The organism is Maribacter sp. Asnod1-A12, from assembly GCF_045063735.1.
Lineage (GTDB): Bacteria > Bacteroidota > Bacteroidia > Flavobacteriales > Flavobacteriaceae > Maribacter.
The window spans coordinates 1,252,728-1,278,588 of sequence record NZ_JBEFNZ010000006.1; the positions used below are offsets into that span (position 1 = coordinate 1,252,728).

At 34.8% G+C, this 25,861-nt stretch carries 28 protein-coding genes; 18 read left to right on the forward strand and 10 right to left on the reverse strand.

What is annotated here, in order from left to right; genetic code table 11:
- Nucleotides 1–3: 3 nt before the first annotated feature.
- From ACJJVP_RS05185 to ACJJVP_RS05240, 12 genes are all read left to right on the forward strand, one after another.
- Nucleotides 4–342 carry a cupin domain-containing protein gene (locus ACJJVP_RS05185; protein WP_405411386.1) on the forward strand — a complete coding sequence of 113 codons (339 nt, stop codon included), beginning with the start codon at nt 4–6 and terminating at the stop codon, nt 340–342.
- Between the two features lie 12 nt (nt 343–354).
- Complete coding sequence (locus ACJJVP_RS05190; RefSeq protein ID WP_405411389.1) at nt 355–744, forward strand: DUF2721 domain-containing protein; 390 nt, start codon at nt 355–357, stop codon at nt 742–744.
- 111 nt (nt 745–855) lie between these two features.
- Entirely contained in the window at nt 856–1,287 is a 432-nt protein-coding gene (locus tag ACJJVP_RS05195) for a hypothetical protein (protein WP_405411391.1), read from the forward strand.
- A 168-nt stretch (nt 1,288–1,455) separates the two neighbouring features.
- Complete coding sequence (locus tag ACJJVP_RS05200) at nt 1,456–2,136, forward strand: succinate dehydrogenase cytochrome b subunit (RefSeq protein ID WP_405411393.1); 681 nt, start codon at nt 1,456–1,458, stop codon at nt 2,134–2,136.
- A gap of 12 nt (nt 2,137–2,148) precedes the next feature.
- Nucleotides 2,149–4,164 carry a fumarate reductase/succinate dehydrogenase flavoprotein subunit gene (locus ACJJVP_RS05205; RefSeq protein WP_405411395.1) on the forward strand — a complete coding sequence of 672 codons (2,016 nt, stop codon included), beginning with the start codon at nt 2,149–2,151 and terminating at the stop codon, nt 4,162–4,164.
- A gap of 65 nt (nt 4,165–4,229) precedes the next feature.
- The gene (locus ACJJVP_RS05210) at nt 4,230–4,976 is read left to right on the forward strand and encodes a succinate dehydrogenase/fumarate reductase iron-sulfur subunit (protein ID WP_405411397.1); all 747 of its coding nucleotides are present in this window, start codon (nt 4,230–4,232) and stop codon (nt 4,974–4,976) included.
- 102 nt (nt 4,977–5,078) lie between these two features.
- The gene (locus ACJJVP_RS05215) at nt 5,079–5,768 is read left to right on the forward strand and encodes a helix-turn-helix transcriptional regulator (RefSeq protein WP_405411400.1); all 690 of its coding nucleotides are present in this window, start codon (nt 5,079–5,081) and stop codon (nt 5,766–5,768) included.
- A gap of 84 nt (nt 5,769–5,852) precedes the next feature.
- Nucleotides 5,853–6,803, forward strand: a complete 951-nt coding sequence (locus tag ACJJVP_RS05220; RefSeq protein ID WP_405411401.1) for an alpha/beta fold hydrolase — start codon at nt 5,853–5,855, stop codon at nt 6,801–6,803.
- Nucleotides 6,796–7,377, forward strand: a complete 582-nt coding sequence (locus ACJJVP_RS05225) for a YdeI family protein (RefSeq protein WP_405411403.1) — start codon at nt 6,796–6,798, stop codon at nt 7,375–7,377. Before ACJJVP_RS05220 ends, ACJJVP_RS05225 begins: the two co-directional genes overlap by 8 nt.
- A gap of 106 nt (nt 7,378–7,483) precedes the next feature.
- Nucleotides 7,484–7,966: a very short patch repair endonuclease gene (locus ACJJVP_RS05230; RefSeq protein WP_405411405.1), complete on the forward strand. Its 483-nt coding sequence runs from the start codon at nt 7,484–7,486 to the stop codon at nt 7,964–7,966.
- Nucleotides 7,967–8,099: 133 nt separating this feature from the next.
- On the forward strand, nt 8,100–8,645 hold the full coding sequence (locus ACJJVP_RS05235; RefSeq protein ID WP_405411408.1) for a type 1 glutamine amidotransferase domain-containing protein: 546 nt from the start codon (nt 8,100–8,102) through the stop codon (nt 8,643–8,645).
- 83 nt (nt 8,646–8,728) lie between these two features.
- Nucleotides 8,729–9,886 (forward strand): methionine aminotransferase, encoded by a 1,158-nt coding sequence (locus ACJJVP_RS05240; protein WP_405411410.1) that lies wholly within the window; start codon nt 8,729–8,731, stop codon nt 9,884–9,886.
- 10 nt (nt 9,887–9,896) lie between these two features.
- On the opposite strand, the gene ACJJVP_RS05245 is transcribed toward ACJJVP_RS05240, so the two are convergent.
- From ACJJVP_RS05245 to ACJJVP_RS05285, 9 genes are all read right to left on the reverse strand, one after another.
- Nucleotides 9,897–11,045: a serine hydrolase domain-containing protein gene (locus tag ACJJVP_RS05245; RefSeq protein ID WP_405411412.1), complete on the reverse strand. Its 1,149-nt coding sequence runs from the start codon at nt 11,043–11,045 to the stop codon at nt 9,897–9,899.
- A gap of 16 nt (nt 11,046–11,061) precedes the next feature.
- On the reverse strand, nt 11,062–11,586 hold the full coding sequence (locus tag ACJJVP_RS05250; protein ID WP_405411413.1) for a GNAT family N-acetyltransferase: 525 nt from the start codon (nt 11,584–11,586) through the stop codon (nt 11,062–11,064).
- Between the two features lie 143 nt (nt 11,587–11,729).
- Nucleotides 11,730–12,098 carry a hypothetical protein gene (locus ACJJVP_RS05255; protein ID WP_405411415.1) on the reverse strand — a complete coding sequence of 123 codons (369 nt, stop codon included), beginning with the start codon at nt 12,096–12,098 and terminating at the stop codon, nt 11,730–11,732.
- A gap of 506 nt (nt 12,099–12,604) precedes the next feature.
- Nucleotides 12,605–13,258 (reverse strand): CoA transferase subunit B, encoded by a 654-nt coding sequence (locus ACJJVP_RS05260; RefSeq protein ID WP_405411417.1) that lies wholly within the window; start codon nt 13,256–13,258, stop codon nt 12,605–12,607.
- A gap of 4 nt (nt 13,259–13,262) precedes the next feature.
- A complete protein-coding gene (locus tag ACJJVP_RS05265; protein ID WP_405411419.1) occupies nt 13,263–13,961 on the reverse strand; it encodes a CoA transferase subunit A in 699 nt (232 codons plus the stop codon).
- Between the two features lie 105 nt (nt 13,962–14,066).
- Complete coding sequence (locus ACJJVP_RS05270) at nt 14,067–16,412, reverse strand: transglycosylase domain-containing protein (RefSeq protein ID WP_405411421.1); 2,346 nt, start codon at nt 16,410–16,412, stop codon at nt 14,067–14,069.
- 3 nt (nt 16,413–16,415) lie between these two features.
- The gene (locus ACJJVP_RS05275) at nt 16,416–16,880 is read right to left on the reverse strand and encodes a gliding motility lipoprotein GldH (RefSeq protein WP_405411423.1); all 465 of its coding nucleotides are present in this window, start codon (nt 16,878–16,880) and stop codon (nt 16,416–16,418) included.
- A complete protein-coding gene (locus ACJJVP_RS05280; RefSeq protein WP_405411424.1) occupies nt 16,873–18,069 on the reverse strand; it encodes a stage 0 sporulation family protein in 1,197 nt (398 codons plus the stop codon). The genes ACJJVP_RS05275 and ACJJVP_RS05280 overlap by 8 nt, the downstream gene beginning before the upstream one ends.
- Nucleotides 18,070–18,311: 242 nt before the next feature.
- Nucleotides 18,312–19,343: a rhodanese-related sulfurtransferase gene (locus ACJJVP_RS05285; protein WP_405411426.1), complete on the reverse strand. Its 1,032-nt coding sequence runs from the start codon at nt 19,341–19,343 to the stop codon at nt 18,312–18,314.
- Between the two features lie 374 nt (nt 19,344–19,717).
- Between ACJJVP_RS05285 and recA the strand changes: the two genes are divergently transcribed.
- From recA to ACJJVP_RS05310, 5 genes are all read left to right on the forward strand, one after another.
- Nucleotides 19,718–20,725 carry a recombinase RecA gene (gene recA, locus ACJJVP_RS05290; RefSeq protein WP_036151063.1) on the forward strand — a complete coding sequence of 336 codons (1,008 nt, stop codon included), beginning with the start codon at nt 19,718–19,720 and terminating at the stop codon, nt 20,723–20,725.
- A gap of 82 nt (nt 20,726–20,807) precedes the next feature.
- Nucleotides 20,808–21,230, forward strand: coding sequence for a hypothetical protein (locus ACJJVP_RS05295; RefSeq protein WP_405411429.1), 423 nt, complete (start codon nt 20,808–20,810; stop codon nt 21,228–21,230).
- 15 nt (nt 21,231–21,245) lie between these two features.
- The gene (locus tag ACJJVP_RS05300) at nt 21,246–21,812 is read left to right on the forward strand and encodes an RNA polymerase sigma factor (RefSeq protein ID WP_405411431.1); all 567 of its coding nucleotides are present in this window, start codon (nt 21,246–21,248) and stop codon (nt 21,810–21,812) included.
- 31 nt (nt 21,813–21,843) lie between these two features.
- A complete protein-coding gene (locus tag ACJJVP_RS05305) occupies nt 21,844–23,358 on the forward strand; it encodes a hypothetical protein (RefSeq protein ID WP_405411433.1) in 1,515 nt (504 codons plus the stop codon).
- A gap of 136 nt (nt 23,359–23,494) precedes the next feature.
- Nucleotides 23,495–23,923, forward strand: coding sequence for a DUF3575 domain-containing protein (locus ACJJVP_RS05310; RefSeq protein WP_405411434.1), 429 nt, complete (start codon nt 23,495–23,497; stop codon nt 23,921–23,923).
- On the opposite strand, the gene ACJJVP_RS05315 is transcribed toward ACJJVP_RS05310, so the two are convergent.
- Nucleotides 23,920–24,660, reverse strand: a complete 741-nt coding sequence (locus ACJJVP_RS05315) for a lysophospholipid acyltransferase family protein (RefSeq protein ID WP_405411437.1) — start codon at nt 24,658–24,660, stop codon at nt 23,920–23,922. The two genes, ACJJVP_RS05310 and ACJJVP_RS05315, sit on opposite strands and share 4 nt — an antisense overlap.
- A 71-nt stretch (nt 24,661–24,731) precedes the next feature.
- Here ACJJVP_RS05315 and trpS point away from each other — a divergent pair, with 71 nt between their 5' ends.
- On the forward strand, nt 24,732–25,700 hold the full coding sequence (trpS, locus tag ACJJVP_RS05320; protein ID WP_036151051.1) for a tryptophan--tRNA ligase: 969 nt from the start codon (nt 24,732–24,734) through the stop codon (nt 25,698–25,700).
- Nucleotides 25,701–25,861: the final 161 nt, after the last annotated feature.

Sequence of the window (25,861 nt, forward strand, 5' to 3'; positions counted from 1 at the left end):
CATATGAAAATAGTAGATTGGAACGAACTACCTGATTTAGGGGTAAGTCATGACCCAAGCATAAAGAAAAGAACACTGATTGATCGTGGTGAGATACCACAATTAATGATGTATGGCACTGCTATTTTTAAACCGGGTCAAAAAGTAGAATTACACAAGCATGACACCATGTATGAAGTGTTTCATATACAAACCGGCAAAGCCATTTTTACAATATCAGGAGAAACACATGAAGTAGGACCCGGAAAATGCATTACTATAGCACCTGGCGAAATTCATGGACAATATAATCCGTTTGATATTGATGTCACTTGGACTTATTTTGGCATAGCTACAGATTAAGAAATATTATTTATGGAACTCACTTTAGGTATACCGGCATTACTTTTCCCTGCTATTTCATTGACCATGCTTGCATATAATGCTCGCTATTTGGCAATAGCTGCATTAATTCGACAATTACATCAAAAATATCAAGAAACTGCATCACAGTCCGTTGGTCTGCAAGTTCAAAAACTACGTAAGCGACTTACTATCATTAAAAATATGCAGGCAACAGCCATTCTCAGCTTTCTACTTGCCGTAATTACAATGACTTTAATTTATGTAGAACTTACTTTCTGGGCTAATTTAATCTTTGGTGTTAGCTTATTCGCTTTAATGGTTTCATTAGTACTATCACTGATAGAAGTACAATTATCGACTAAAGCATTAGAAATTCAGTTAAAGAATATGGAAAAGTAACTTATCTTTTTAAAGTGATGTTCTCTAACAGAAATGCTTCCCGATTATCGATGTTTTAATAAGCTATTTAGGTAATAATCAATATATTTGCGATTCTTTTAGACCCCCAGAATGAAGAGAGCTAAAGAAATTGAGCTATACCACCAAATTAAAGAAATAAGAGAATTTGAATTCGGTGTATTCTATTTCTTCAAAGGAGGCATTATTGTATCAGAAATGAAAGAAGGCGTTTTTTTTAAATCTGAAGATGCGAAGAAAACCGTAAAAGCGGCCCATGACATTTATGGTGCCAATCATCCTCTCGTTTATATTTCCAATAGAATTAATCGTTTTTACATTTTACCTTTTGATTGGGTTAAATTTTATAAAAACCGTAACGAAATGACTTTTTATGCCATTGTCGGAAAAACCAAAAGCGGTGTTTTAAGTTCAATTTTCGAATATTTATTCTTTTCAAAAATGTTTAATAAGTTCAATAACCTAGATGAAGCAGTAAGTTGGGCTCTACATATTTCAGAAAATAAAATCAAACAAGTTATTTAACTCTTCAATTTTGTTGAAAGATTGATAAGTGAAAAGTACATATTCAAGAAAAATATTAAACATCTTGAAAATTGATTTTAAAATCAGTCTAAATAGGCATACTAAATCCCATTAATTCTTGTTAATAACTTGCTTGTGATGTAAATTCGCATATAAAATTAACAAATAATGAGCGGATTTTTTAAATCTTCGATTGGTAGAAAGTACGCAATGGCGCTTTCTGCTTTCTTTTTAATGTTTTTTCTACTTCAGCATTTTGCAATAAACATCTTATCGGTTTTCAGTCCTGATGCGTTCAATGAAGCTTCGCATTTTATGGGTACTTTTTGGGCCGTACAATATGTGTTGCAACCTGTTTTAATCTTCGGTGTTATCTATCATTTTGTGATGGGTTTCATATTAGAAGCTAAAAACAGAAGTGCTAGAGTAAAAAAATATGCTAAAAACAATGGTGCTGCCAATTCATCTTGGATGAGCCGTAATATGATTTACAGCGGATTAGCTATTTTGGCTTTCTTAGTACTTCACTTTATCGATTTCTGGATACCAGAAATAAACACCAAGTTTATTGATGGAGACATGACCGGCTTACTGCCAAACGGTGAAGGCTTCAGATATTATGAGGAATTAGCTCATAAATTTGAAAACCCGTTACGTGTTGGTGCATATGTAATCGCCTTCATATTCTTATCACTACACCTTATGCATGGCTTTAGCTCTGCATTCCAGTCTGCAGGTGCAACCAGCATGAGAAAAGAAAAATTACAATTGTTTGCAAAAGTGTATTCGATTTTAATTCCGTTAGGATTTATTTTCATTGCCCTTTTTCATCATTTTAATCATCATTAATACCTATTACTTATGTCTGTATTAGACTCAAAAGTACCTAAAGGTCCGTTGAAAACGAAGTGGACCGATTATAAGAATCATATCGATTTGGTTAACCCTGCCAACAAACGTAATATTGATGTTATCGTTGTTGGAACAGGCTTGGCAGGTGGTTCTGCTGCTGCTACTTTAGCAGAATTGGGCTATAATGTAAAAACATTTTGTTACCAAGATTCTCCGAGAAGAGCTCACTCTATTGCTGCACAAGGTGGTATTAACGCAGCAAAGAACTACCAAGGAGATGGTGATTCTACCTACCGTTTATTTTACGATACCGTAAAAGGTGGTGATTACCGTTCAAGAGAAGCTAACGTATATAGATTAGCAGAGGTATCTGCAAATATTATTGACCAGTGTGTTGCTCAAGGAGTTCCTTTTGCACGTGATTATGGTGGATTATTAGATAACCGTTCTTTTGGTGGTGTATTGGTTTCAAGAACTTTTTATGCAAAAGGACAAACAGGACAACAACTATTGTTAGGTGCCTATTCTGCAATGAACAGACAGATTGCACGTGGTAAAATTACCCCGTTCAACCGTCATGAAATGTTAGATGTTGTAAAGGTAAATGGCAAAGCTCGTGGTATCATTGCCCGTAACTTGGTTACCGGTGAAATTGAACGCCACTCTGCACATGCTGTTGTTATTGCTTCTGGAGGATACGGAAATGTATATTTCCTTTCGACAAATGCAATGGGATCAAATGCAACCGCTGCTTGGAAAATACATAAAAAAGGAGCATTCTTTGCCAACCCTTGTTATACTCAAATTCACCCAACGTGTATTCCACGTTCTGGAGACTATCAATCTAAACTGACATTGATGTCAGAGTCTTTACGTAATGATGGTCGTATTTGGGTTCCTAAAAATATGGAGGATGTAATGGCAATTCGCGAAGGCAAGAAAAAGCCAACCGATCTGTCTGAAGATGAAAGAGATTACTACCTAGAAAGAAGATACCCTGCATTTGGTAACCTGGTTCCACGAGATGTTGCATCTAGAGCAGCAAAAGAACGTTGTGATGCCGGTTATGGTGTAAATGCAACTGGGGAAGCCGTTTACTTGGATTTTGCTTCAGCTATTGAAAGATACGGTAAAGAGCAAGCTAAGATTCACAACATCAACAATGCTTCTGCAGACAAAATATATGAATTTGGTGCTGCTATAGTAAAAGCTAAATACGGAAACCTTTTTCAGATGTACGAAAAAATCGTAGATCAAGATCCGTACAAAACACCAATGATGATTTACCCAGCGGTACACTATACAATGGGTGGTGTTTGGGTTGATTATAACTTAATGACTACCGTAGACGGTCTATACTGTATTGGTGAAGCAAATTTCTCTGATCACGGTGCAAATAGATTAGGAGCTTCGGCATTAATGCAAGGTCTAGCAGATGGTTATTTTGTTTTACCTTATACCATAGGAAATTATCTTTCTCACGAAATTAGAACCGGAAAAATCCCTACGGATACACCTGAGTTTGATGCTGCTGAAAAAGAAGTAACAGATAAAATTAATTTCTTTGTAAACAACAAAGGATCACACTCTGTAGATTATTACCATAAAAAATTAGGTAATATTATGTGGGAGAAATGTGGAATGTCTCGTAACGCTGAAGGCTTAAAAGAAGCTATGGCAGAAATTAAGGCGCTTCGTGAAGATTTCTACAAAAACGTTAGTGTACCTGGTACTGCAACCGAACTTAATGCAGAATTGGAAAAAGCTGGTCGTGTAGCAGATTTCTTGGAACTTGGTGAACTATTCGCTAAAGATGCCTTAGCAAGAGAAGAATCTTGTGGTGGTCACTTTAGAGAAGAATCAGTTGAGATTGGTGGAGAACAAGAAGGTGAAGCAAAACGTAACGATGTTGATTTCGCATTCGTTTCTGCATGGGAGTATAAAGGAGAACCTGGTGATGCCGTTTTACATAAAGAAGATTTAGAGTTCAACGAAATCGAGTTAAAACAAAGAAGTTATAAATAATTAGTATTGAGCTATTACACATGATTTGTTTCATGAACTAATACTCATTACTCAATACTTAAAATATGAATCTGACATTAAAAATTTGGAGACAATCTAATGCCCAAGCAACGGGTAAAATGGTCGATTATAAAGTGACAGAGATTTCTGAACATATGTCGTTCTTAGAAATGATGGATGTTCTTAACGAACAATTAATCAATAACGGTGAAGAGCCAGTTGCTTTTGACCACGATTGTAGAGAAGGTATCTGCGGTATGTGTTCAATGTTCATCAATGGCGAAGCTCATGGTCCAGATAGAGGCGTAACTACATGTCAATTGCACATGCGTATGTTTAAAGATGGTGATACTATTACAATAGAGCCATTTAGAGCAAAAGCGTTTCCTGTTATAAAAGATTTAGTTGTTGATAGAGGAGCATTTGATAGAATACAACATGCAGGTGGTTATATTTCGGTAAACACTTCTGGTAACACACAGGATGCCAACGGTACTCCTATTTCCAAACATGCAGCAGATGAAGCAATGGATGCCGCTACCTGTATTGGTTGTGGTGCATGTGTAGCAAGTTGTAAAAATGCTTCGGCCATGTTATTCGTTGGTGCTAAAGTATCTCAGTATGCTTTATTACCACAAGGGCAAGTAGAAGCTGTAGACCGTGTTCAAAACATGGTTGCACAAATGGATCTAGAAGGATTTGGTAATTGTACCAATACCGGTGCTTGTGAAGTTGAATGCCCAAAAGGAATTTCATTGGAAAACATTGCGAGAATGAATCGTGAATTTTTAAGCGCTAACGTTAAAGGTTAAGCTTACAATCATACAGTTTTAAAAATCCCGACCTGTAAAGGCTCGGGATTTTTTATTTTTAAGTTGTAAGCTCTTTGAAAAAAACAATAACTACATTGAAAAATGGATTATTCCGAAACAAATAGACTATCAAGATTAACTGCAATCTTAATTCAATTACAGACCAAACGAATTGTAACTGCTTCAGAATTAGCTAATAAATTTAATATTAGTAAAAGAACTATTTACAGAGACATAAAGGCACTGGAACAATCTGGTGTCCCTGTATTAACAGAGGAAGGAAAAGGATATACATTAATGGATGGATATAAAATTCCACCTGTAATGTTTACCGAAAAACAAGCAAATGCTTTAATACTTGCAGAACAATTAGTACTAAATAGTAAGGATGCATCATTTGTTAAGGACTATTCAGAAGCAATAGATAAAATTAAATCAATTCTAAAATATACAACAAAAGATAAAGCTAATATACTTCTTGAACGTACACGTTATAACGAAAACATAAATCGAGAGAGAAATAGTAATAATTTATCAGATTTACAAAATGCATTAACTAATTACAACCTTGTTAAAATAGAATATATCGATAAAGCAAATTCTGCATCAATTAGAATAATAGAACCATTTGCCATATTAAATTCTGAAAATTGGTATTTAGTTGCATTTTGTCGTTTGCGTAAAGAGTTTAGGTTTTTTAGACCAGACAGGATTCAAAATTTGGAAATTCTAACAGAAAAATTTGAGCCACATAATATGACTTTACAAGAATATTTTGACAAATATCAATAACTCTTTTTAACCCTTGCCATAAGGCTGTCATTCACCCAATTTACTTTTGTAGTCATAATATTAAAATAAAAAATGACGACATAAATGAACAAAAGTATTAATTCGATCGAATTTCCAAAATCTACTATAATTTCAGTCAATGGTATAGAACTTGAAGTATTTGAAGAAGGTAAAGAGAATAAAGGTAAACCTATTGTACTTTGTCACGGATTTCCAGAAAACGCGTTTTCTTGGCGTTTTCAAATTCCTGAACTTGTAAAAGCTGGTTATCATGTTATTGTTCCAAATCAAAGAGGTTATGGAAAATCATCTTGCCCAACTAAAATAACAGCATATGGTATTGAACATTTAACTGGAGACCTAGTTGCTCTACTTGACCACTACGGATATGAAAAAGCTACCTTTATAGGTCACGATTGGGGAGCAAATATTGTTTGGAGTCTAGCTTTATTACATCCTGAACGAGTAAATAAAATAATAAATTTGGCTTTACCATATATGCAAAGAGGAGAAAAACCTTGGATTGAATGGATGGAAGAAATATTTGGACCAGATAATTATTTTGTTCACTTTAATAGACAAGTAGGAGTTGCAGATGCTATTTTGGATGAAAACAAATTTCAATTTCTTAGTAATTTGTTCCGAAAAAATGTACCTCTTGCAATGCTTGAACCAGGTATGATGATGATTAATCTTGCAAAAGCAGAAAAATCACTTGGAAACCCTATAATGAACGAAAGTGATTTAGCTGTTTATGTTTCTGCTTTCGAAAAATCTGGATTTACAGGAGGAATAAATTGGTATAGAAACCTTGACCAAAATTGGTATTTATTGGCGGACGTGAATCCAATCATTAAACACGCTGCACTTATGATATATGGAGAACAAGACATGATTCCTAAATCTGAAAACTTAACAGATTCTGTTCCTAATGTAGATATAGTTAGTTTAGATTGTGGTCATTGTATCCAACAAGAAAAACCTCAAGAAACTAATAAAGCCATATTAAAATGGTTAGAACAACATAATGAATAAAGAGGAAATAGAAACATATTATCCTAAAAGTCAAGCAGATTGGAGAAACTGGTTAGAAGTAAATCACCAGTTGAAACAGTCTGTTTGGGTTGTTTTTTATAAAAAATCAACAAAAGTTGCCTCTATTAGTTGGAGTGAAGCAGTTGATGAAGCACTTTGTTTTGGATGGATAGATAGTACTAAAAAGACAATTGATTCAGAAAAATATATCCAATATTTTAGCAAAAGAAAACCTAACAGCATTTGGTCTAAGGTAAATAAGGATAAAGTAGCGTATTTAACTTCAAAAAAACTGATTCAAAAAGCGGGATATAAATCCATTAAAACAGCTAAAGAAAATGGTTCTTGGTTAATACTAGATGAAGTAGAAGCGCTAATACTTCCGAAAGATTTAAAAAAAGAATTTGACAAAAGAGAGGGAGCTTTAGAGTATTATGAAAGTTTAAGTAAATCAGCAAAGAAAATTCTATTAAGCTGGATTGTACTTGCCAAAAGACCAGAAACTAAACAAAAAAGAATTATTGAAATAGCAGGAAATGCCAGTAGAAATAAGAAACCAAAACAATTACGATAAGTCAAAATAAATAGAGTAGTTTTCATTTACCGAAAGTCTATTGATAAAGCCGTCAAATCAGAACGTATCGATTATCATCTAGCCAATCTTTCATATATTGAACGATATGTCCAAAGACTATACTAAAGAACGAATTATAGTACCAAGGTTCAACGAAGCATCAGGATTTTACACTACACCTCAGCGATCTAAGATCATGAGCAAGATCAAGGGTAAGAATACCAAACCAGAACTTGCTTTTAGAAAAGCATTATATGCTGCCGGATATAGATATCGTATAGATTTCAAAAAACTTATTGGAAGACCAGATATTGCGTTACCAAAATATAAAACGGTCATATTCATAGATGGAGAATATTGGCATGGTAAAAATTGGGAAGAGCGTAAACCAAAAATAAAAACCAACCGAGAATTCTGGATTGCAAAAATTGAACGAAATATGCAACGAGACGTTGAAGTAAACCAAGAACTTACCGCTATGGGTTATACTGTATTTAGATTTTGGGAGACAGAAGTAAAAAAGAATCTACAAGAATGTTTAGCTAAAACCATACATCATTTAAATACAGCTCAAATGAGCCAAAAATGAATTTTATAAAGTTCATTTAATAAATGTTTAACCCTTGTAAACCCTTTATTAATAAGGCATTAACGGATTTTTATTAACGTGATATGTAACTTAGTATCAAACAAATTATTAATCGTTAAAAACTATATATAATATGAAGAGGATAGCAATATTAGCTACAAATGGATTTGAAGAAAGTGAATTAAAATCTCCCAAAGAAGCAATGGAAAAAGAAGGCTTCAATGTAGAGATCGTAAGTTTGAAAAACGGAGAAATAAAAGGTTGGGCAAATGGTAATTGGTCTAACAGCTATAAAGTAGACAAAACACTAAACGAAGTTAAAGCTGAAGATTACAATGCCTTGGTTTTACCAGGTGGAGTTATCAATCCAGATTTATTAAGAAGGGAAGAAACAGCATTGGACTTTGTACGTGACTTTTTTAAATTAAAGAAACCAGTAGCCGCAATTTGCCACGCTCCTTGGACACTGATTAGTGCCGGAGTGGTAAAAGGAAGAAAAATGACATCATTTAATTCCATAAAAGATGATGTAATTAATGCAGGAGCCAATTGGGTAGACCAAGAGGTCATAGTTGATGAAGGATTTGTAACCAGTAGAAATCCGGATGATTTACCAGCTTTTAATTCCAAATTAATTGAGGAAATAAAAGAAGGGAAACATGAAATGCAGCATGCATAATTCATTTTAGTGGAATTAAGAAGCTCAACCAGTCGGTTGGGCTTTTTTTTATGTCCGTTTTTAAAATTCTTACATTTACTACTATGGACTATGAACAGCACAAGAAAGCATCAAAACTACCAGATGTAAAGACAACGATATTCACTACAGTTGGTAATCTTGCAAGAAAGCACCATGCTCTTGACCTTTCTCAAGGGTTTCCCAATTTTGAGGCTGATGAGAAATTGAAGTCTTTGGTCAATGATGCATTAATAGCTGGTCATAATCAATATGCACCTATGCAAGGGTATTATGGTCTCAGGGAAATTATTTCAGAGAAAATAGCATCACTACATCATCGTACGTATTCTCCCAATAATGAAATAACGATAACCGTTGGTGCCACTCAAGCCATTTTTACTGCTATTACAGCCTTTGTTAATAAAGGTGACGAGGTAATTGTCATAAAACCTGCTTATGACTGTTATGAGCCCGCAATTATCTTAAATGGCGGTATACCTGTATATGTTCAATTAGATGCTCCTGATTATAAAATTGATTGGTTTAAATTTCAAAATAAGATTACAGACAAGACTAAAATGGTCATTATAAATACGCCACATAACCCAAGTGGAAGTATTTTGACCAAAGAGGATATGGAAAAATTAGAAACCATATTAAAACCTACCAATATAATTCTATTGAGTGATGAGGTTTATGAGCATATCATTTTTGATGGACAAGTGCATGAAAGTGCTTCAAGGTTTCCAGATTTAGCCAATAGAAGTTTTGTCTGCGCATCATTCGGAAAAACATTTCATGTAACCGGTTGGAAAATGGGCTATTGTGCTGCTCCAGCTGAATTAATGGCCGAATTTAGAAAAGTGCATCAATTCGCGGTATTCTGTGTAGACCATCCGGTGCAACGTGCATTGGCTACATATCTGAAAAATCCATCACACTATTTAGATTTGAACAATTTTTACCAAGAAAAAAGAGATTTATTTCTTAATGGAATAAAATCGTCCAAATTTAAATGTAAACCATCCCAAGGCACATATTTTCAATTATTGGACTATACCAACATTTCAAATGAAGAAGATGAAGCTTTAGGAGAACGATTAATTACTGAAAACGGAATAGCATCTATACCAATTTCATCTTTCAATGTCGATCACAGAAATGATTATATGTTAAGATTCTGCTTTGCCAAAAAACAGGAAACTTTAGAAAAAGCAGTTGAAATTCTATGCAAGCTTTAATTCTTACTGTTTAAAAAGCCGCGTTTACCTTAGTCATAAATTCACCAATTTTACTAGGCTCTAGCCAACGTGTAACAACCACTACATCATTTTCCTTGTCTATAACAATAAAGTTACCACCAAAACCGGCAGCATAATAGATGTTTTCAGATAATCCTTCCCAATGTCTGGCACCTTTTTTATTCAACCACCACATGTAACCGTAATTCGCATTTGGAATTGAAGGAGTTGTTGCTTTATTTATCCAATTTTCTGAAATCAATTGTTCATTCTTCCACTTACCATTGTTTAAAAACAACATTCCAAAACGCGCCATATCTTCGGCACTAATAAAAATACCTGCTCCAGAATGGCCACCACCGGTTACCGATTTCATTTGTAAACCGTCAATTTCTGTCCAAGCATCATCGTAACCAAACCAGCGCCACGTAGAAGAAGCACTGATTTTGTCCATAATTCTCTCTTTTAAGACCAAAGGCATTGGTTTACGCCATACATGAGTAAGTGAATATGCCAACACATTAACACGCACATCATTATATTCCATTACCGTACCTGGCTCTTTAGGTTGCGCTAATTTCCAATCATCAATACCACCTTCACTAGGTGGCCTGTCAGCCCAATCTTTTCCGCCCCAAAGTTCGCCAGACCAAGCCGAGTTTTGTTGTAAAAGATGTTCCCATGTAATTTTCGAATTATGTGCTCCATCAAAAGTGCCGTCCCAGATATAATCACCTACCAGGTTTTTTGTATCCGAAATGATTCCTTCATCTTCGGCAAGACCTGCCATTGTACTTAAAAAGCTTTTAGTAACACTAAAAGTCATATCTACTCTTTTAGTATCTCCCCATTGCGCGACTATATATCCATTTTTAAGTATCATACCTGCAGGGCCACCACGTTTTTTGGTAGGACCTAATATTTTATGAAATGGTTCTTTTTCAAAACCTTTTACAATGGCAATACGCAAGTCTCTAGAACCAGAATATTCATTGGCTTCTGCAAATTCTACCGCTTTCTTTAAAGCTGCATCTTTAATTTTAAAATCTTTTGGAGTTTTTACTTCCCAATCTACATTTCTTTCCGGGAAATAATATTCTTGAGCATTTAAGTTTATAAAACCAATAAATGCAAAAAAAGTAAAATAGTATAATTTCATAAGTGTTAGTTTGATGCTACAAGTTACTTAAATCATGACCCATTAACCAATCTGTTTGTTCATCTTCTCCAATATAATAAGGGTGAGTATCAAATTTTACAAAACCTTGGCGTTGGTAAAATCGAATAGCTGCAGTATTATGTTCCCAAACCCCTAACCAGAGCTTTTTCTTGCTCTTGCTCAAAGCCAAACCCTTAATATAATCTAAGATATGTTTTCCCAAACCATTACCTTGATAATCAGCTAAAACATATATACGCTCAAGTTCTATACTTTCCTCGGTTTTAAGGTCTGTTTGTGCATCACCAACATTAAGTTTAAAGTAACCAATAACTTTGCTGTTGTGATATGCAAAATAGAAATTGCTATTCTTATTTAACAGCTCCCCTTTTATCTTTTCAATGGCAAAAGCTTTATCTATATAATTCTTGAAATCAATAGGATCATTATCCTTTTCAAAAGCGGTTACAAAAGTTTGTTCAGAAATAAGCCTTAATTCCTCAAGGTCTTTAAGAGAACACAATTTATATTTAAGTTCCATACCCCTAAAATAAAAAAAGGAGCAAATTACTTTGCTCCTAATCGGGGGAAATGTTATAAAAAGGTTGATTTGATAACTTATCTGTTCATTGCACTACCTATTAAGGCAATACTTTTGTTCGTGGGCATTTTTCAATTGCGAACTCATTCTTGCTTTTCTGCAAAGACTTTACCCTCTGTTCTTACCAGAATGGTGCCTTCATCAGTTTCTTGCATTTTTACTAAATCGTCGGGGAAATCAGTGCCTGGATAGCTTACAATATATACGTCACCATTTATGCTCCAATTAAAATCTGTCAAGTAAACAACTTGCCCATCTTTATAACCATGAAATCTACCTAAATAAACATCATTAAAAATCCATTCTTCATTATCAATTACCATCTTATTTGTGTTGGTAGCCGTTTTCACGGTGTGATTCCAAATACCGATGATAGGATCATTATTTTCTTCAATTTTTGAACAGGAGGCAACAAGCACCAACAGGACGAGGCAACTAACTATATACTTCATTTTAGGTTAAGTTTTTCAAAGCGATTTGGGATTCACTTTTTATTACATTCCAAATATATGTAGTCTTTTTCTTACATTAAATATTTTGTGGTAAAACCTATAAAAATTGTGGTGAACATAGAAAAGTTAGTTCATGAACACAATTGATATTAATTGAAGATACCTAACCGTACATACCTAATGAAATAAGGCAAAAAAAAAGAGCGACTTTTTAAGTCGCTCTTTTATAATTTTTAAATAAGTAATTTATAACATAAATAACTTTTTGGTAAGTCTTAGAAATCCACTAAAAAAATCATTTCTATATACTTGAACTTTATGTTCGTTTGCTGTGTGGTTAATTTGAGAATTCATAAAGGTTAAGTAATTAATAGGTTATTTGGTTTAATTGAATTATAAAGATACATCCGTTCTTCAAAATTTTGACAATAATTGTTGTGTACTGAATATAACCTGTTGTGAAAAAAATAAAAGCCCCATTTTAACCGATGAATAACCTAAACCAATTAGACCGTCATTTCTAAAACCTCACCCTTTAAAATCAAATTACCATCAGTAGCTGCTTTAATTTCATCTACCGTAACACCAGGTGCTCTCTCTAACAATAAAAATCCATCTTCCGATACTTCTAATACAGCTAAATTGGTAACAATCTTCTTAACACAACCCACTCCTGTCAACGGAAGACTACAACGCTTTAAAATCTTAGATTCTCCAGCTCTATTTGTATGCATCATAGCCACAATTATATTTTCTGCAGATGCTACAAGATCCATAGCACCACCCATACCTTTTACCATTTTACCAGGAATCTTCCAATTGGCAATATCACCATTCTCTGCCACTTCCATAGCACCCAGAATGGTCAAGTCTACGTGTTTACCCCTGATCATTGCAAAACTAGTAGCAGAGTCAAAATAAGATGCGCCTGGTAGCGCCGTAATGGTTTGTTTACCCGCATTAATCAAATCTGCATCTTCTTCCCCTTCTATAGGAAAAGGACCCATACCCAAAATTCCGTTTTCACTTTGAAATTCAACACTTATATCATCACGTACATAATTAGCAACCAAAGTTGGTATACCAATACCAAGGTTAACATAATAGCCGTCTTCCACTTCTTGTGCAATTCTTTTTGCAATTCCGTTTTTATCTAGCATGAGCTTATTTTTGACGTACTGTTCTTTGTTCTATTCTTTTCTCGTAATCTTTTCCTTGAAAAATGCGTTGAACGAATATTCCCGGAATATGAATTTGATTTGGGTCTAATTCACCCTCTGTCACCAATTCTTCCACCTCAGCAACGGTAATAGTCGCAGCACCGCACATACATGGATTAAAATTTCTTGCTGTTCCTTTAAATATCAAGTTACCGGCAGCATCACCTTTCCAGGCCTTTACAAAAGCAAAATCCGCCTTAAAGGCTTCTTCTAGAATATGCATTTTACCATTAAACTCTCGTACTTCTTTTCCATCTGCTACTTCGGTACCATAACCGGCCGGAGTGAAAAAAGCAGGAAAACCCGCTTGTGCGGCTCTACACTTCTCTGCAAGAGTACCCTGTGGCGTAAGTTCCACTTCCAGTTCACCACTTAGCATTTGTCGTTCAAATTCATCGTTCTCCCCTACATAAGAAGACACCATTTTTTTAATTTGATGTTGATGCAACAATAACCCCAAGCCAAAATCATCAACCCCTGCATTATTAGAAATACAAGTTATATCCTTTACTCCCAACCTTACCAATTCACTAATTGCATTTTCAGGAATACCACAAAGTCCAAATCCACCTAACATAAAGGTCATTCCGTCTTGTACACCTTCCAAAGCTTCAGTTACATTTGCTACTGTTTTACGTATCATTTTGTCATTAATTATCTTGTCACTAAAATACCGATTATAAATGGGAAAAAATAAAAAAGGCCTTAGCGAATGCTAAGACCTTTTTAAATCATTTTATATTCTTCTCTAGAAATCTAAATCTTCTAAGTCATCTTCAATATCATTATCTTCCTTAATTTCTGTGGCAAATTTTTCACAATCAATCTCAATAGACATATTACTTGGCCGTTCAAAATCTTCTTTAGAAATACCCAGTTCTTCGTCTGCATAATTTTTAGTCATATACAAGCCCCAAATTGGTAGTGCCATTGATGCCCCTTGACCATAGGTAATACTTTTAAAGTGTACAGCTCTTTCTTCACCACCTACCCAAACACCGGTAACTAGATTAGGAACCATACCCATAAACCAACCATCACTATTATTTTGTGTTGTACCCGTTTTACCTGCGATAGGGTTTGTTAATTTATAAGGATAACCCGTAATAATTTCATCATACTCTGGTCTCCACTTATTATAGCCAGTAGTACGTAATCGTGTACCTGACCCACCTTGGGTAACACCTTTCATTAAATCTAAAATAGCATATGAAACATCTTTACTCAACACATCTTTAGTCTCTGGCACATATTCATATAATACGGTACCATCTTTATTTTCTATACGTGTTACCATTACAGGCTTTACATATACACCTTGATTGGCAAAAGCGCCATAAGCACCAACCATTTCATAAACATTTACATCTACAGTACCTAAAGCAATGGAAGGTACTTCTAAAATATCACCGGAAAGACCCAAGTTTCGTACCATACTAACAACAGATTTCGGACCTACATCATCTATTAATTGCGCCGTAACTGTATTCACAGAATTAGCTAATGCCTTTTTTAGTGTGTAACTATTACCTGAATACTTAAGATTAGAATTTCTTGGGCACCATGGTTCAACATTACCATGCTTACCAGCTTCTATACAATATTGCGTATCTGGGCGAGTTTCACAAGGTGATAATCGTAATTGATCTATTGCAGCCGCATAAACAAAGGGTTTAAAAGTAGAACCCGCCTGCCTTGCTCCTTGTATAACATTGTCATACTGAAAATGCTTATAATTGATACCACCTACCCATGCCTTTACATGACCCGTTTGTGGCTCCATAGACATCATTGCCGTTCTTAAAAACGCCTTGTAATAACGAATAGAATCTCTTGGCGTAAGAATAGTATCTTTTTCTTTGGTAGGGCTTTTCCAATCGAAAACAGTCATTTCTGTTTTCTTATCAAAAGACTCGCGAATCTCTTTTTCAGATTTTCCGGCAGCTTTCATGATTTTCCATCGTTCAGAATTTTTCATGGCACGTTCCATAATTTTCTTTGTTTCTTCTGGAGTAATATCTAAGAAAGGAGCTGTCTTATTTCTATCGGGTGTATTCTGATGAAAAAATTCGGCTTGCAATTTGGTCATATGCTCATTGACCGCCTCTTCTGCATTTGCCTGCATTTTAGAGTCTATTGTAGTGTAGATTTTTAATCCGTCTAAATACAGATTATACTTATCTGGTTCATCACCTATCGCAGGTTTTGGATTTTTAGATATCCAATCTTTCATAAAACGTTGCAAATACATTCTAAAGTAAGTTGCCAAACCAACACTATGCGTTTCTGGATTATAATTAATATCCATTTTCATAGCCTGCAGTGAATCTTTCTCTACCGGAGTAATGTAATCGTATTTTGCCATTTGGGCGAGTACAACATCTCTACGGTCTTTCACCATTTCTTCCCTACGCATAGGGTTAAATAACGATGAGTTCTTGAACATACCCACTAACATAGCAGACTCTTCAATTTTAAGGTCTTTTGGTTCTTTACCGAAATAAATACGAGCAGCAGAACGAATACCATCAGCATTATTACCAAAATCATAAATATTAAAATACATACTTATGATTTCTTCTTTGGTATAACTACGTTCAAGTCTAATGGCTAGCACCCACTCTTTAATCTTTTGTTTTACGGCATCAAACTTACTTCTAGATCGTACACCGACAAAGAGCTGACGTGCCAACTGCTGAGAAATGGTACTTGCACCACCTTTGCTACCTAAATATGCAAAAGCCCTTACGGTACCTCTTGCATCAATACCAGAATGGTCTTTAAAACGAGCGTCTTCAGTAGCAATCAATGCATTGACCAAGTTATCAGGTAACTCATCAAACTTTACGTCTGTACGGTTATCATCTAAATAAAATTTACCTAACAAATTACCATCAGAAGAGATGATTTGTGAAGCTAAATTTGTCTGTGGATTTTCTAAATACTCATAAGAAGGCAATTCACCGAAAAGTCCCCAAGAAGCAGATAGGAAAATTAAAGTCACGATAGCTATACCTGACCCAAACAAAATCCAAAACCATAATATGAATTTAGAAAAATTATTGGTTGCTCTTTTCTTTACCTCTTTTGCCATTGTTTACGGGGTGCTTTTTGTTACTTCTATACCTACATCGGTAATACCTTCTAGACCAATAATTCCAGAGACATTACCATTTTTACGCATCGCCTGCGATACATCTATTGTATATACGCCAGAAGATGAAAAAACGATGTTTTCTTTAATACTTCCACTACCCTTACCAAGCCAAGTACCGTCAGGCAAAGACATCGCATATTCTAACGTGTCTTTGGTTACTTCGCCTTCAGGTGTAGTCAAAGATGCAATTATAAATAAGTTGCTATAAGGAAAAGTATTGTCATTACGAACATTGATGAAAATATCATGTGCTGCAATGGTATCCATTTTAGAAAGAGAGAATTCAAGAACATTGTCTTTGTTCCAAACACCATCTTCTAAGGTTTGATATTCAGTTTTAATAATATTGCTGTCACAAGAAGCAAAGAGCACTAATGCTAAAAAACAACAAGATATACTACGCATCCTTCTTTTGATTTCTGTTACGATTTCTGTTCTTGTTCTTATTACGGTTTCGATTCTTGTTCTTATTTCTGTTTTTATTTCTATTTCCTCCACCTTTAGGCTTATCGAAACGAGTTAAACTATCTTGACCAACAACATTCTCGAAAACTACTTTTTCTTCGACGACAATTTCCATTGCATACATCTCTAAACTAGCAACTTTCTCTTTCTTTTTATTTTTCGCTAATATTTCGTTTACCTGATCTTTAGAAAGCACATGCCAATTTCCAGGATCTTCTCTATATGAAAACCACAGCATTTCTTTAAAAATATCGGTTTTCTGGCAAAAAGCGAGTCCTTTTTCTGTAAACAATTTTGTGTCTTGAGCAGGAAAATCTTTAAGAGCATCTACATAGACGTCTAGCTCATAATTTAAACAACACTTCAGCTTACCGCATTGACCAGCAAGCTTTTGTGGATTTAATGATAGTTGTTGGTAACGTGCTGCAGAAGTACTTACAGATCTAAAATCTGTTAACCATGTTGAGCAACATAACTCTCTACCACAAGACCCGATACCACCAAGTCTTTGTGCTTCTTGACGATACCCGATTTGACGCATCTCGATACGAATACCGAATGCTTTTGCCATATCTTTTATCAACTGACGAAAATCTACACGTTCGTCGGCTGTATAGTAAAAAGTAGCTTTAGAGCCATCACCCTGAAACTCCACATCAGAAATCTTCATTTGAAGCTTTAAGATAATAGCGATTTCACGTGCTCTTTTCTTAATTTCTTCTTCTCTATCTCTACATTTTTGCCAAATATCAATGTCTTTCTGGCTCGCCTTTCTATACACTTTCGGTGCCTCTTCATCAGTAAAAGACACTTTTTTCCGTTTCATTTGCACACGTACTAGTTCACCAGTTAAGGTAACCATACCAATGTCATGACCAGATTGTGCTTGTGTGGCAAGTATATCGCCAATGGAAAGTGAGAGATTCTCTGTATTTCTAAAAAACTCTTTTCTACTATTTTTAAATCTTACTTCAACAAAATCGAATGGTCGTTCCCCATTAGGGAGCGACATATTTGAAAGCCAGTCAAAGACTGTCAGTTTATTGCAACCATCTGTACCGCAAGTACCGTTATTCTTGCATCCCTTTGGTTGTCCATCCTTACCGGTAGAACAACTACTACAACTCATATTATATATATTGGTTTGGTCGAATTATATAAAATTCACCAAAAAAGGTTCATAAAAAACTTATAGGTAAAGATACAGTTTTTTTAATGTGAAATAAAAGTGAAATTAGCGGTGATGGTTTTAAATAGTGACTTTACCAATAACTGAAGACCATTTCTAAAACCTAAAAAGACAGCGAAAAACGCTGCCTTTTTATAGTGTATCGTATTGTTTAATGACCTAAGCCTTATGAAAACATAAAACTACTTTTTAAACTTCAGCACTTCTGATCGGCCTTTTTTAAATATCTTATTGCTTACAACCTTACCTTTTCTCAACGCTTTTTGTTCTTCAAAAGGTAATTCATGCACTTCTTTACAAGCATCTGAACAGCAATCGTTCATTTTTTCTGCACAAGATTTACATTGAATAAATAATAAATGACAAGCTTCGTTGGCACAATTTACATGCTCATCACAAGGCTCTCCACATTGATGACAATTGGCAATAACATCATCACTTATACGCTCACCCCTTCTATGGTCAAATACAAAGTTTTTACCCTTGAATTTATTTTCAAGATTATTCTTTTCTACTTGTCTTGTGTATTCAATAATTCCACCTTCTAACTGGTATACTTGTTCAAAACCCTTGTGTTTGTAATAAGCACTTGCTTTTTCACATCGAATACCACCGGTACAATACATTACCAGTTTCTTATCTTTTTTATGATCGGCTAAATCGCGTTCAATTATATCTAGGGAATCTCTAAACGTATCTACATCTGGAGTAACGGCATTTTTAAAATGCCCTATTTCACTTTCATAATGGTTTCGCATATCTACCAGAACAGTATCTGGATCTTCAATAAGTTCATTGAACTTTTCTGCACCTACATGAATACCTTTATTGGTTACGTCAAAAGAATTATCTTCTAATCCGTCCGCTACAATTTTCTTACGCACTTTCACTTTTAACTTTAAAAATGAAAGATTGTCTTGCTCAATAGCAATATTAAGTCGCACATTCTCCAGAAATGAAATACTATCTAAATGGGCTTTAAAAACATTGAAATTTTCAGCTGGTACAGAAAGTTGGGCATTAATACCCTCGTGGGCAACATAAATTCGCCCAAGAACATCCATATCGTTCCAATTGATAAAAAGGTGGTTTCTAAAAATGTTGGTATTACCAATGTGTGCATAGGTATAGAAAGAGATGGTAAGGCGTTCCTTACCCGCTTCTTCAATTAAAGCTGCTCTTTCTATTGCACTTAACGTATTGTACAGTTGCATGCTATACTAATAATTTAAGTCTGCCTATGGGCAGAAGGTTTATAGAAAAATTTTGAATGGCAAAAATAGCTATAATATTGAAAAATGCACCTATTTTATTAAGCTTAACCACCTTAAAGCATAAAAAAAGAGCCTTGATTTTAACAAGACTCCTTATTGGTTATTCCATTCTTCTCTTTTTCATAGCATTATTGAAAAACATACATGAAGGAGATAACCAACTATAATCGCTTAGAATTAAAAAGCGTTTGATAACCAATTAAGTAACTTATATTTAATAAAAGATTGCGATTAATTAAAATGGTTGCGTAATCATTTCAATATTGTTCAATTCAAAAAAGATTTGGTAATTTAGCTTTCCAAAAAAATAGAGAATGAGTTCTGAAAAAGAAGCAAAATTAAAAGCATTAAAGTTGACCCTTGACAAGATGGATAAAACCTACGGTAAGGGCGCTGTAATGAAACTGGGAGATAGCGTTGTTGCAGATGTTGAAGTGATACCTTCTGGCTCTTTAGGTTTAGATATAGCATTAGGCGTAGGCGGTTACCCAAGAGGTCGTGTAATTGAAATTTACGGACCGGAATCTTCAGGTAAAACCACCCTTACCTTACACGCAATTGCAGAAGCACAAAAAAACGGAGGTATAGCAGCGTTTATTGACGCAGAGCATGCCTTTGATCGTTTTTACGCTCAAAAATTAGGTGTAGATATAGACAACTTAATTATCTCTCAACCAGATAATGGTGAACAAGCATTGGAAATTGCGGATAACCTAATTAGATCAGGAGCTATAGATATTGTAGTTGTCGATTCTGTTGCTGCCTTAACTCCAAAAAGTGAGATCGAGGGCGAAATGGGAGATTCTAAAATGGGTCTTCATGCACGTTTAATGTCTCAGGCACTTAGAAAATTAACTGGTTCTATTAGCAAAACAAACTGTACCGTTATATTTATCAACCAATTACGTGAAAAGATTGGTGTAATGTTCGGTAACCCAGAAACCACTACTGGTGGTAATGCACTTAAATTCTACGCATCTGTTCGTTTAGATATTAGAAGGTCTACACAAATAAAAGATACAGATGGTAATGTTCAAGGTAACAAGACCAGAGTTAAGGTTGTTAAGAATAAAGTAGCGCCACCTTTCCGTACCACTGAATTTGACATTATGTATGGTGAAGGTATTTCTAAGGTTGGTGAAGTTATCGACTTAGGTGTGGAATACGAAATAGTAAAAAAGAGTGGGTCATGGTTTAGTTATGGTGACACAAAATTAGGTCAAGGTCGTGATGCGGTTAAAAACCTACTTTTAGATAATCCTGAATTGTTCGAGGAATTAGATGGTAAGATTAGAGAAGCCATTGCTGCCTTGAATGCTTAAAATCAGTTTTATTTAAGCAAACATAAATGAGTTAACGCAACCATTGCAGTTACTTTTCATCTTATTACAAAATAGTTGTACGATGAAAATTAAGTTGATGTTATTGACTTTGGTCTTAGCATTTATATGCAATGGTTGTTCTATTGATGATGATGACGCCAATTTCCATTTCACAGCATTGGAAATTGTTGATGCAGAATTACCAGAATCTTTTGATCTCAATGAGGTCTATACGATTTCTGTAAATTATTTAAGACCTGATAGTTGTACATACTATGAAGGTTTTGACGTTGTTAAAGATTCCCTGACCGTTAGAAGTGTTGTTGCCATAGGGGCGGTAAGAACTGATTTTGAAGATTGTATGGAAGAATTAATTGAAGAAACAGCGTCTTTCAACTTCCAGGTAATTTATACCGAACCCTATACATTTAAATTTTATAAAGGAGATAATAGCGACGGAGAGGCAGAATATATGGAAATTGTCGTTCCAGTAAACAACCCTTAAAACAACCAGCCATTTGTGAGTCTAGAAGAACTCATACATAATTGTAAAAAAGGAGACCGTAAAGCACAGGAGCTACTATATAGAGCCTATGCCACTACGCTATTTGGTATATGCCTTAAATACTCCAAATCAAAATCACAGGCAGAAGACACCTTACACGATAGTTTTATGACTATTTATGACAAAATAGGTCAGTTTAAAAACAAAGGTTCTTTTGAAGGTTGGATGAAAAGAATTACCGTTAATACGGCGCTACAAAAATATAGAAAGCAAGAATACTTAAACGTAGTTACAGATAATACAGAAGAGGAAGTAACCGTAGATGATGCCTTTGACGATATTAGCTTACAAACCCTATTAAGTTATATACAAGAATTACCGAATAAATACCGCGCTACATTCAATTTATATGTTATGGATGGATATACGCATAAAGAAATTAGCGAAATGCTGGGAACAACAGTTGGCACCTCTAAATCAAATCTTGCCAGGGCCCGCGCATTATTAAAAGAAAAAATAGAAACTAAGATTACGCAATCAATTGTAAGTATCTTAATTATAATATCAACACACTTTTTATAATCCTCGTGATTATAGACAGAAACAGTACTAGATGCAGAAGAAGAATATAGACGAATTTTTCCGAGATAAACTTTCGGACTTCAAGCAAACACCGGACAATAAAGTCTGGCGTGCGATTGATGCGTCATTGGACAAAAGAAAAAAGAAAAGAATCATTCCTTTATGGTGGTCATTTGGTGGTATTGCAGCCGCTATAATGATTGGTTTATTAGTATTCAATCCTTTTACCGAAGAACACAATACCAATGAAATTTTGGTAGATACTGATAACGAATCAGAAGTAATAAATGATATTCAAACAACTACCAAAACTGAGGTTTTTATTGATTCTATAGATAACAACACCAACACAATAGTTAAGCAATCTACCACGTATAAAGAAGAACAATCTTCAGGTGCAAAAAGCAACTCACCAAACAGCAAAGATGATTATAACAGCGTTGCAGTAGTTAATAATAATTCAAACCAGAACTCTGAACCTGTAAGCACTATTGCGGAAAAAAATACAACTGCTTCGGGTAATAATGCTACAGCGCATGAAGCATTGATGGCTGAAAATACTGCTAGCCCACGAAATGCTAAAAATGATATTGAAAATTCATCTAACCATATCCAAAAAACAAAAGAGACAATTGCTGACAATAATACGGATGCTATTATTCAGTCAGACTCCAATAATATGGTTAAAGAAAACGCTATAGCTGAGAATACTAACGTCAAAGAAATAACGGAAGTGGAAGAGCCTAACAAGAAATCCATTTTTGAAGAAATAGAAGATCAAGAAGAATTAAAAAAGCAGAAAGTTGCTAGTAACAGATGGTCTGCAGGTCCAAATGTTGCACCGGTATATTTTAATGCACTTGGTGAAGGTTCACCGGTGAACTCTATTTTTAGTCCCAATGCAAAATCAGGCAATGTAAATATGAGTTACGGAGTATCGGTAGCTTATGCCGTGACCAAAAAACTCACTATTCGTTCTGGGATCAATAAAGTTGATTATGGTTATGACACGGAAGATGTAGCATTTTCCTCTTCTTCTAGTTTAGCTTCTAAAGGTGGTCAATTATCCACAATTAATTATGCCGAAACCTCAAATACGTTGACAATTGCAAGTAACATTGTTACTTCTGAAAAGTACACCACTACCAATTTAGCCCAAGACGTTACGGCAAAAAGCCCTACAAGAGATGGGTTTATGTCTCAACAGTTTGGTTACTTGGAGCTTCCTTTAGAGTTGAATTATGCCCTATTGGATAAAAAATTCGGAGTAAACATAATTGGTGGTGTTAGTTCACTTTTCCTAATAGATAATTCGGTTTCACTAACCTCTGGAGATTTAACTACAGAAATTGGAGAAGCAAATAACATAAATGACCTGAATTTCAGTGCCAATATGGGTCTTGGTCTCAACTATAATTTTTCACAAAAAGTAAGATTTAATGTTGAACCTATATTTAAATATCAATTAAATACATTTTCTGACATTAATGGTACTTTTAGACCTTATTCAGTTGGGGTTTACAGCGGACTCACCTTTCAATTTTAGAAATCAAATATGAAGAAGTACATTTTAAGTTGTTTTTGTCTTTTTAGCGGTATTATATATTCTCAAAACCAGAGTGACGCGAATATTACTTCTGAAGAACATCATGAATTAAAAATAAACGGTCTTTTTTTTAGTCTTGGGTGCTATTGAAGTAGATTATCAGTATTTACTTAACGAAGAGTCTGCCATAGGTGTTGATTTATTGTTTCCTTTCGATGATGAAACTATTGATGTTAATTATTATGTAGCGCCCTACTACCGTCAATATTTTGGAAAAAAGTATGCTACAGGTTTTTTCGTAGAAGCTTTTGGTATGTTAAATTCTGTTGATGATTATACTTACAGATCGTACTATGACGAATCAACCGACACCTATTTTTCAAATTCTAGATATGATGATAATCTTGTCGATTTTGCTTTAGGTATTGGCACGGGTGTAAAACTAATCACCAAAAGAGGTTTTATAGTCGAAATAGATTTAGGCATTGGGCGCAATCTATTTAACAATGACCGAGATTTTACAATTTTTGGTAAAGGAGGTATTAACCTTGGTTACAGGTTCTAGCTATTTTTAGTTAAATCATTAAGTATTGTTTCCCTAACGTTATTCCTAAGCTCTGCCGTATCTTCTGGTCGTATAGAATGTGTTTCTACAAATGAGTGTACCCTAGCCCTACATTTACCTGGACCTCCACTAAAAAATGTAAATGAAAAACGTTCTTTATTGTCATAAAAGGTCATAGGTACTACTGGTATTTTATGAGCAATGGCCATTTTAAAAGCTCCATCTTTAAACTTATCTAACAATATATGCTCTTCGGGCACACCACCTTCAGGAAAAATACAGATACTTAAACCCTGTTGCAATCTTCTTTGCGCCCTTCTGTAGACAGCCGTTCTACTTTGGGTATTATCTCTATCTACCATAATACATACTCGCTTATAAAAAAATCCGAATAAAGGTATTTTAACCAATTCTTTCTTTCCTACGAATACAAACGGATTTCTACTAACGATTAACATTAGCATAATATCAAGCATACTGGTATGATTAGCCACCAACATATAACTCTTCTTTTTAACTAATCGTTGATCATATTTCACTCTAGGGAAACAAAACATACCATACAGTATAAATCTTGCCCATAGGTTTCTTGCCATCCAAAAAAACTGTGGGTACCAAGCTTCTCTTGAAGCAAAAATGACAAGAAATGGAAAAAAGAGTAGAATAGGAATGGCCACTAGAATATAAAACCAAATTCGGTATATCGTTTGACCGGTTTGTTTAACCAATTTAAGCATAAATCAAAAGTAGTTATTTACGATAGTTTTTTTGTATTTGTTTTACCTTTGCTTTTATACAAATTAAGATAATGGCAAGAATTTTAACAGGTATTCAAAGTACAGGAACCCCGCATTTAGGAAATATTCTAGGAGCGATCAAGCCAGCAATTGAAATGGCAAATGATCCGGCTAACGAATCTTTTCTATTTATTGCAGATATGCATTCGTTGACACAGATTAAAAACGGCGCAGAACTACGTCACAACACTTACGCTGTTGCCGCAACCTGGCTTGCTTTTGGTTTGGATATAGAGAATACCGTTTTTTACAGACAAAGCGACGTACCACAAACCACGGAGTTGTCTTGGTACCTAAGTTGCTTTTTTCCATACCAACGTCTTACACTAGCTCATTCTTTTAAGGACAAGGCAGATAGACTAGACGATGTAAATGCCGGACTCTTTACTTACCCTATGTTAATGGCCGCGGATATTCTATTGTATGATGCAGATATTGTACCTGTTGGCAAAGATCAAATGCAACATATAGAAATGACAAGAGATGTTGCCTCTCGTTTTCACGCACAGTTAGGTGAAACTTTTGTTATACCTGATGGAAAGGTGCAAGAAGAAACCATGTACATACCTGGTACAGACGGTGCCAAAATGAGTAAGAGCAAGGGTAATTTAATCAGTCTTTTTCAGACCGATAAAAAGTTACGTAAGCAGATTATGGGGATACAAACAGACAGCACACCAATGGAGGATCCTAAAGACCCTTCTACTGACAATGTATTTGCACTATATAAAATATTGGCAAGTGAGCCACAAATTGAAGAAATGAGTGCTAATTATTTAGCCGGAAACTATGGATATGGCCATGCAAAACAAGCACTTTACGAAGTGATTGTAAATAAGTTTGAAGAACCCCGAGAGAAGTTTGAATACTATATGAACAATTTAAACGAGATAGATGATGCTTTGGCTCTAGGTGCAGAAAAAGCAAGAAAAGTAGCTGACGGAGTACTAGAAAGAGTTCGTGAAAAGTTAGGTTATTAAGGGCCAGCATATAAAAACTATAAATATCAAAAACCGACCACTAGGTCGGTTTTTTGTTTTTAATAATGCCCCTTTTGCCATTTATATATCGATATTAAAATCAGAAATATCGATTAAGTGTGTATTTAATGAGGTATTTTATACAAACCACATGAAAACAA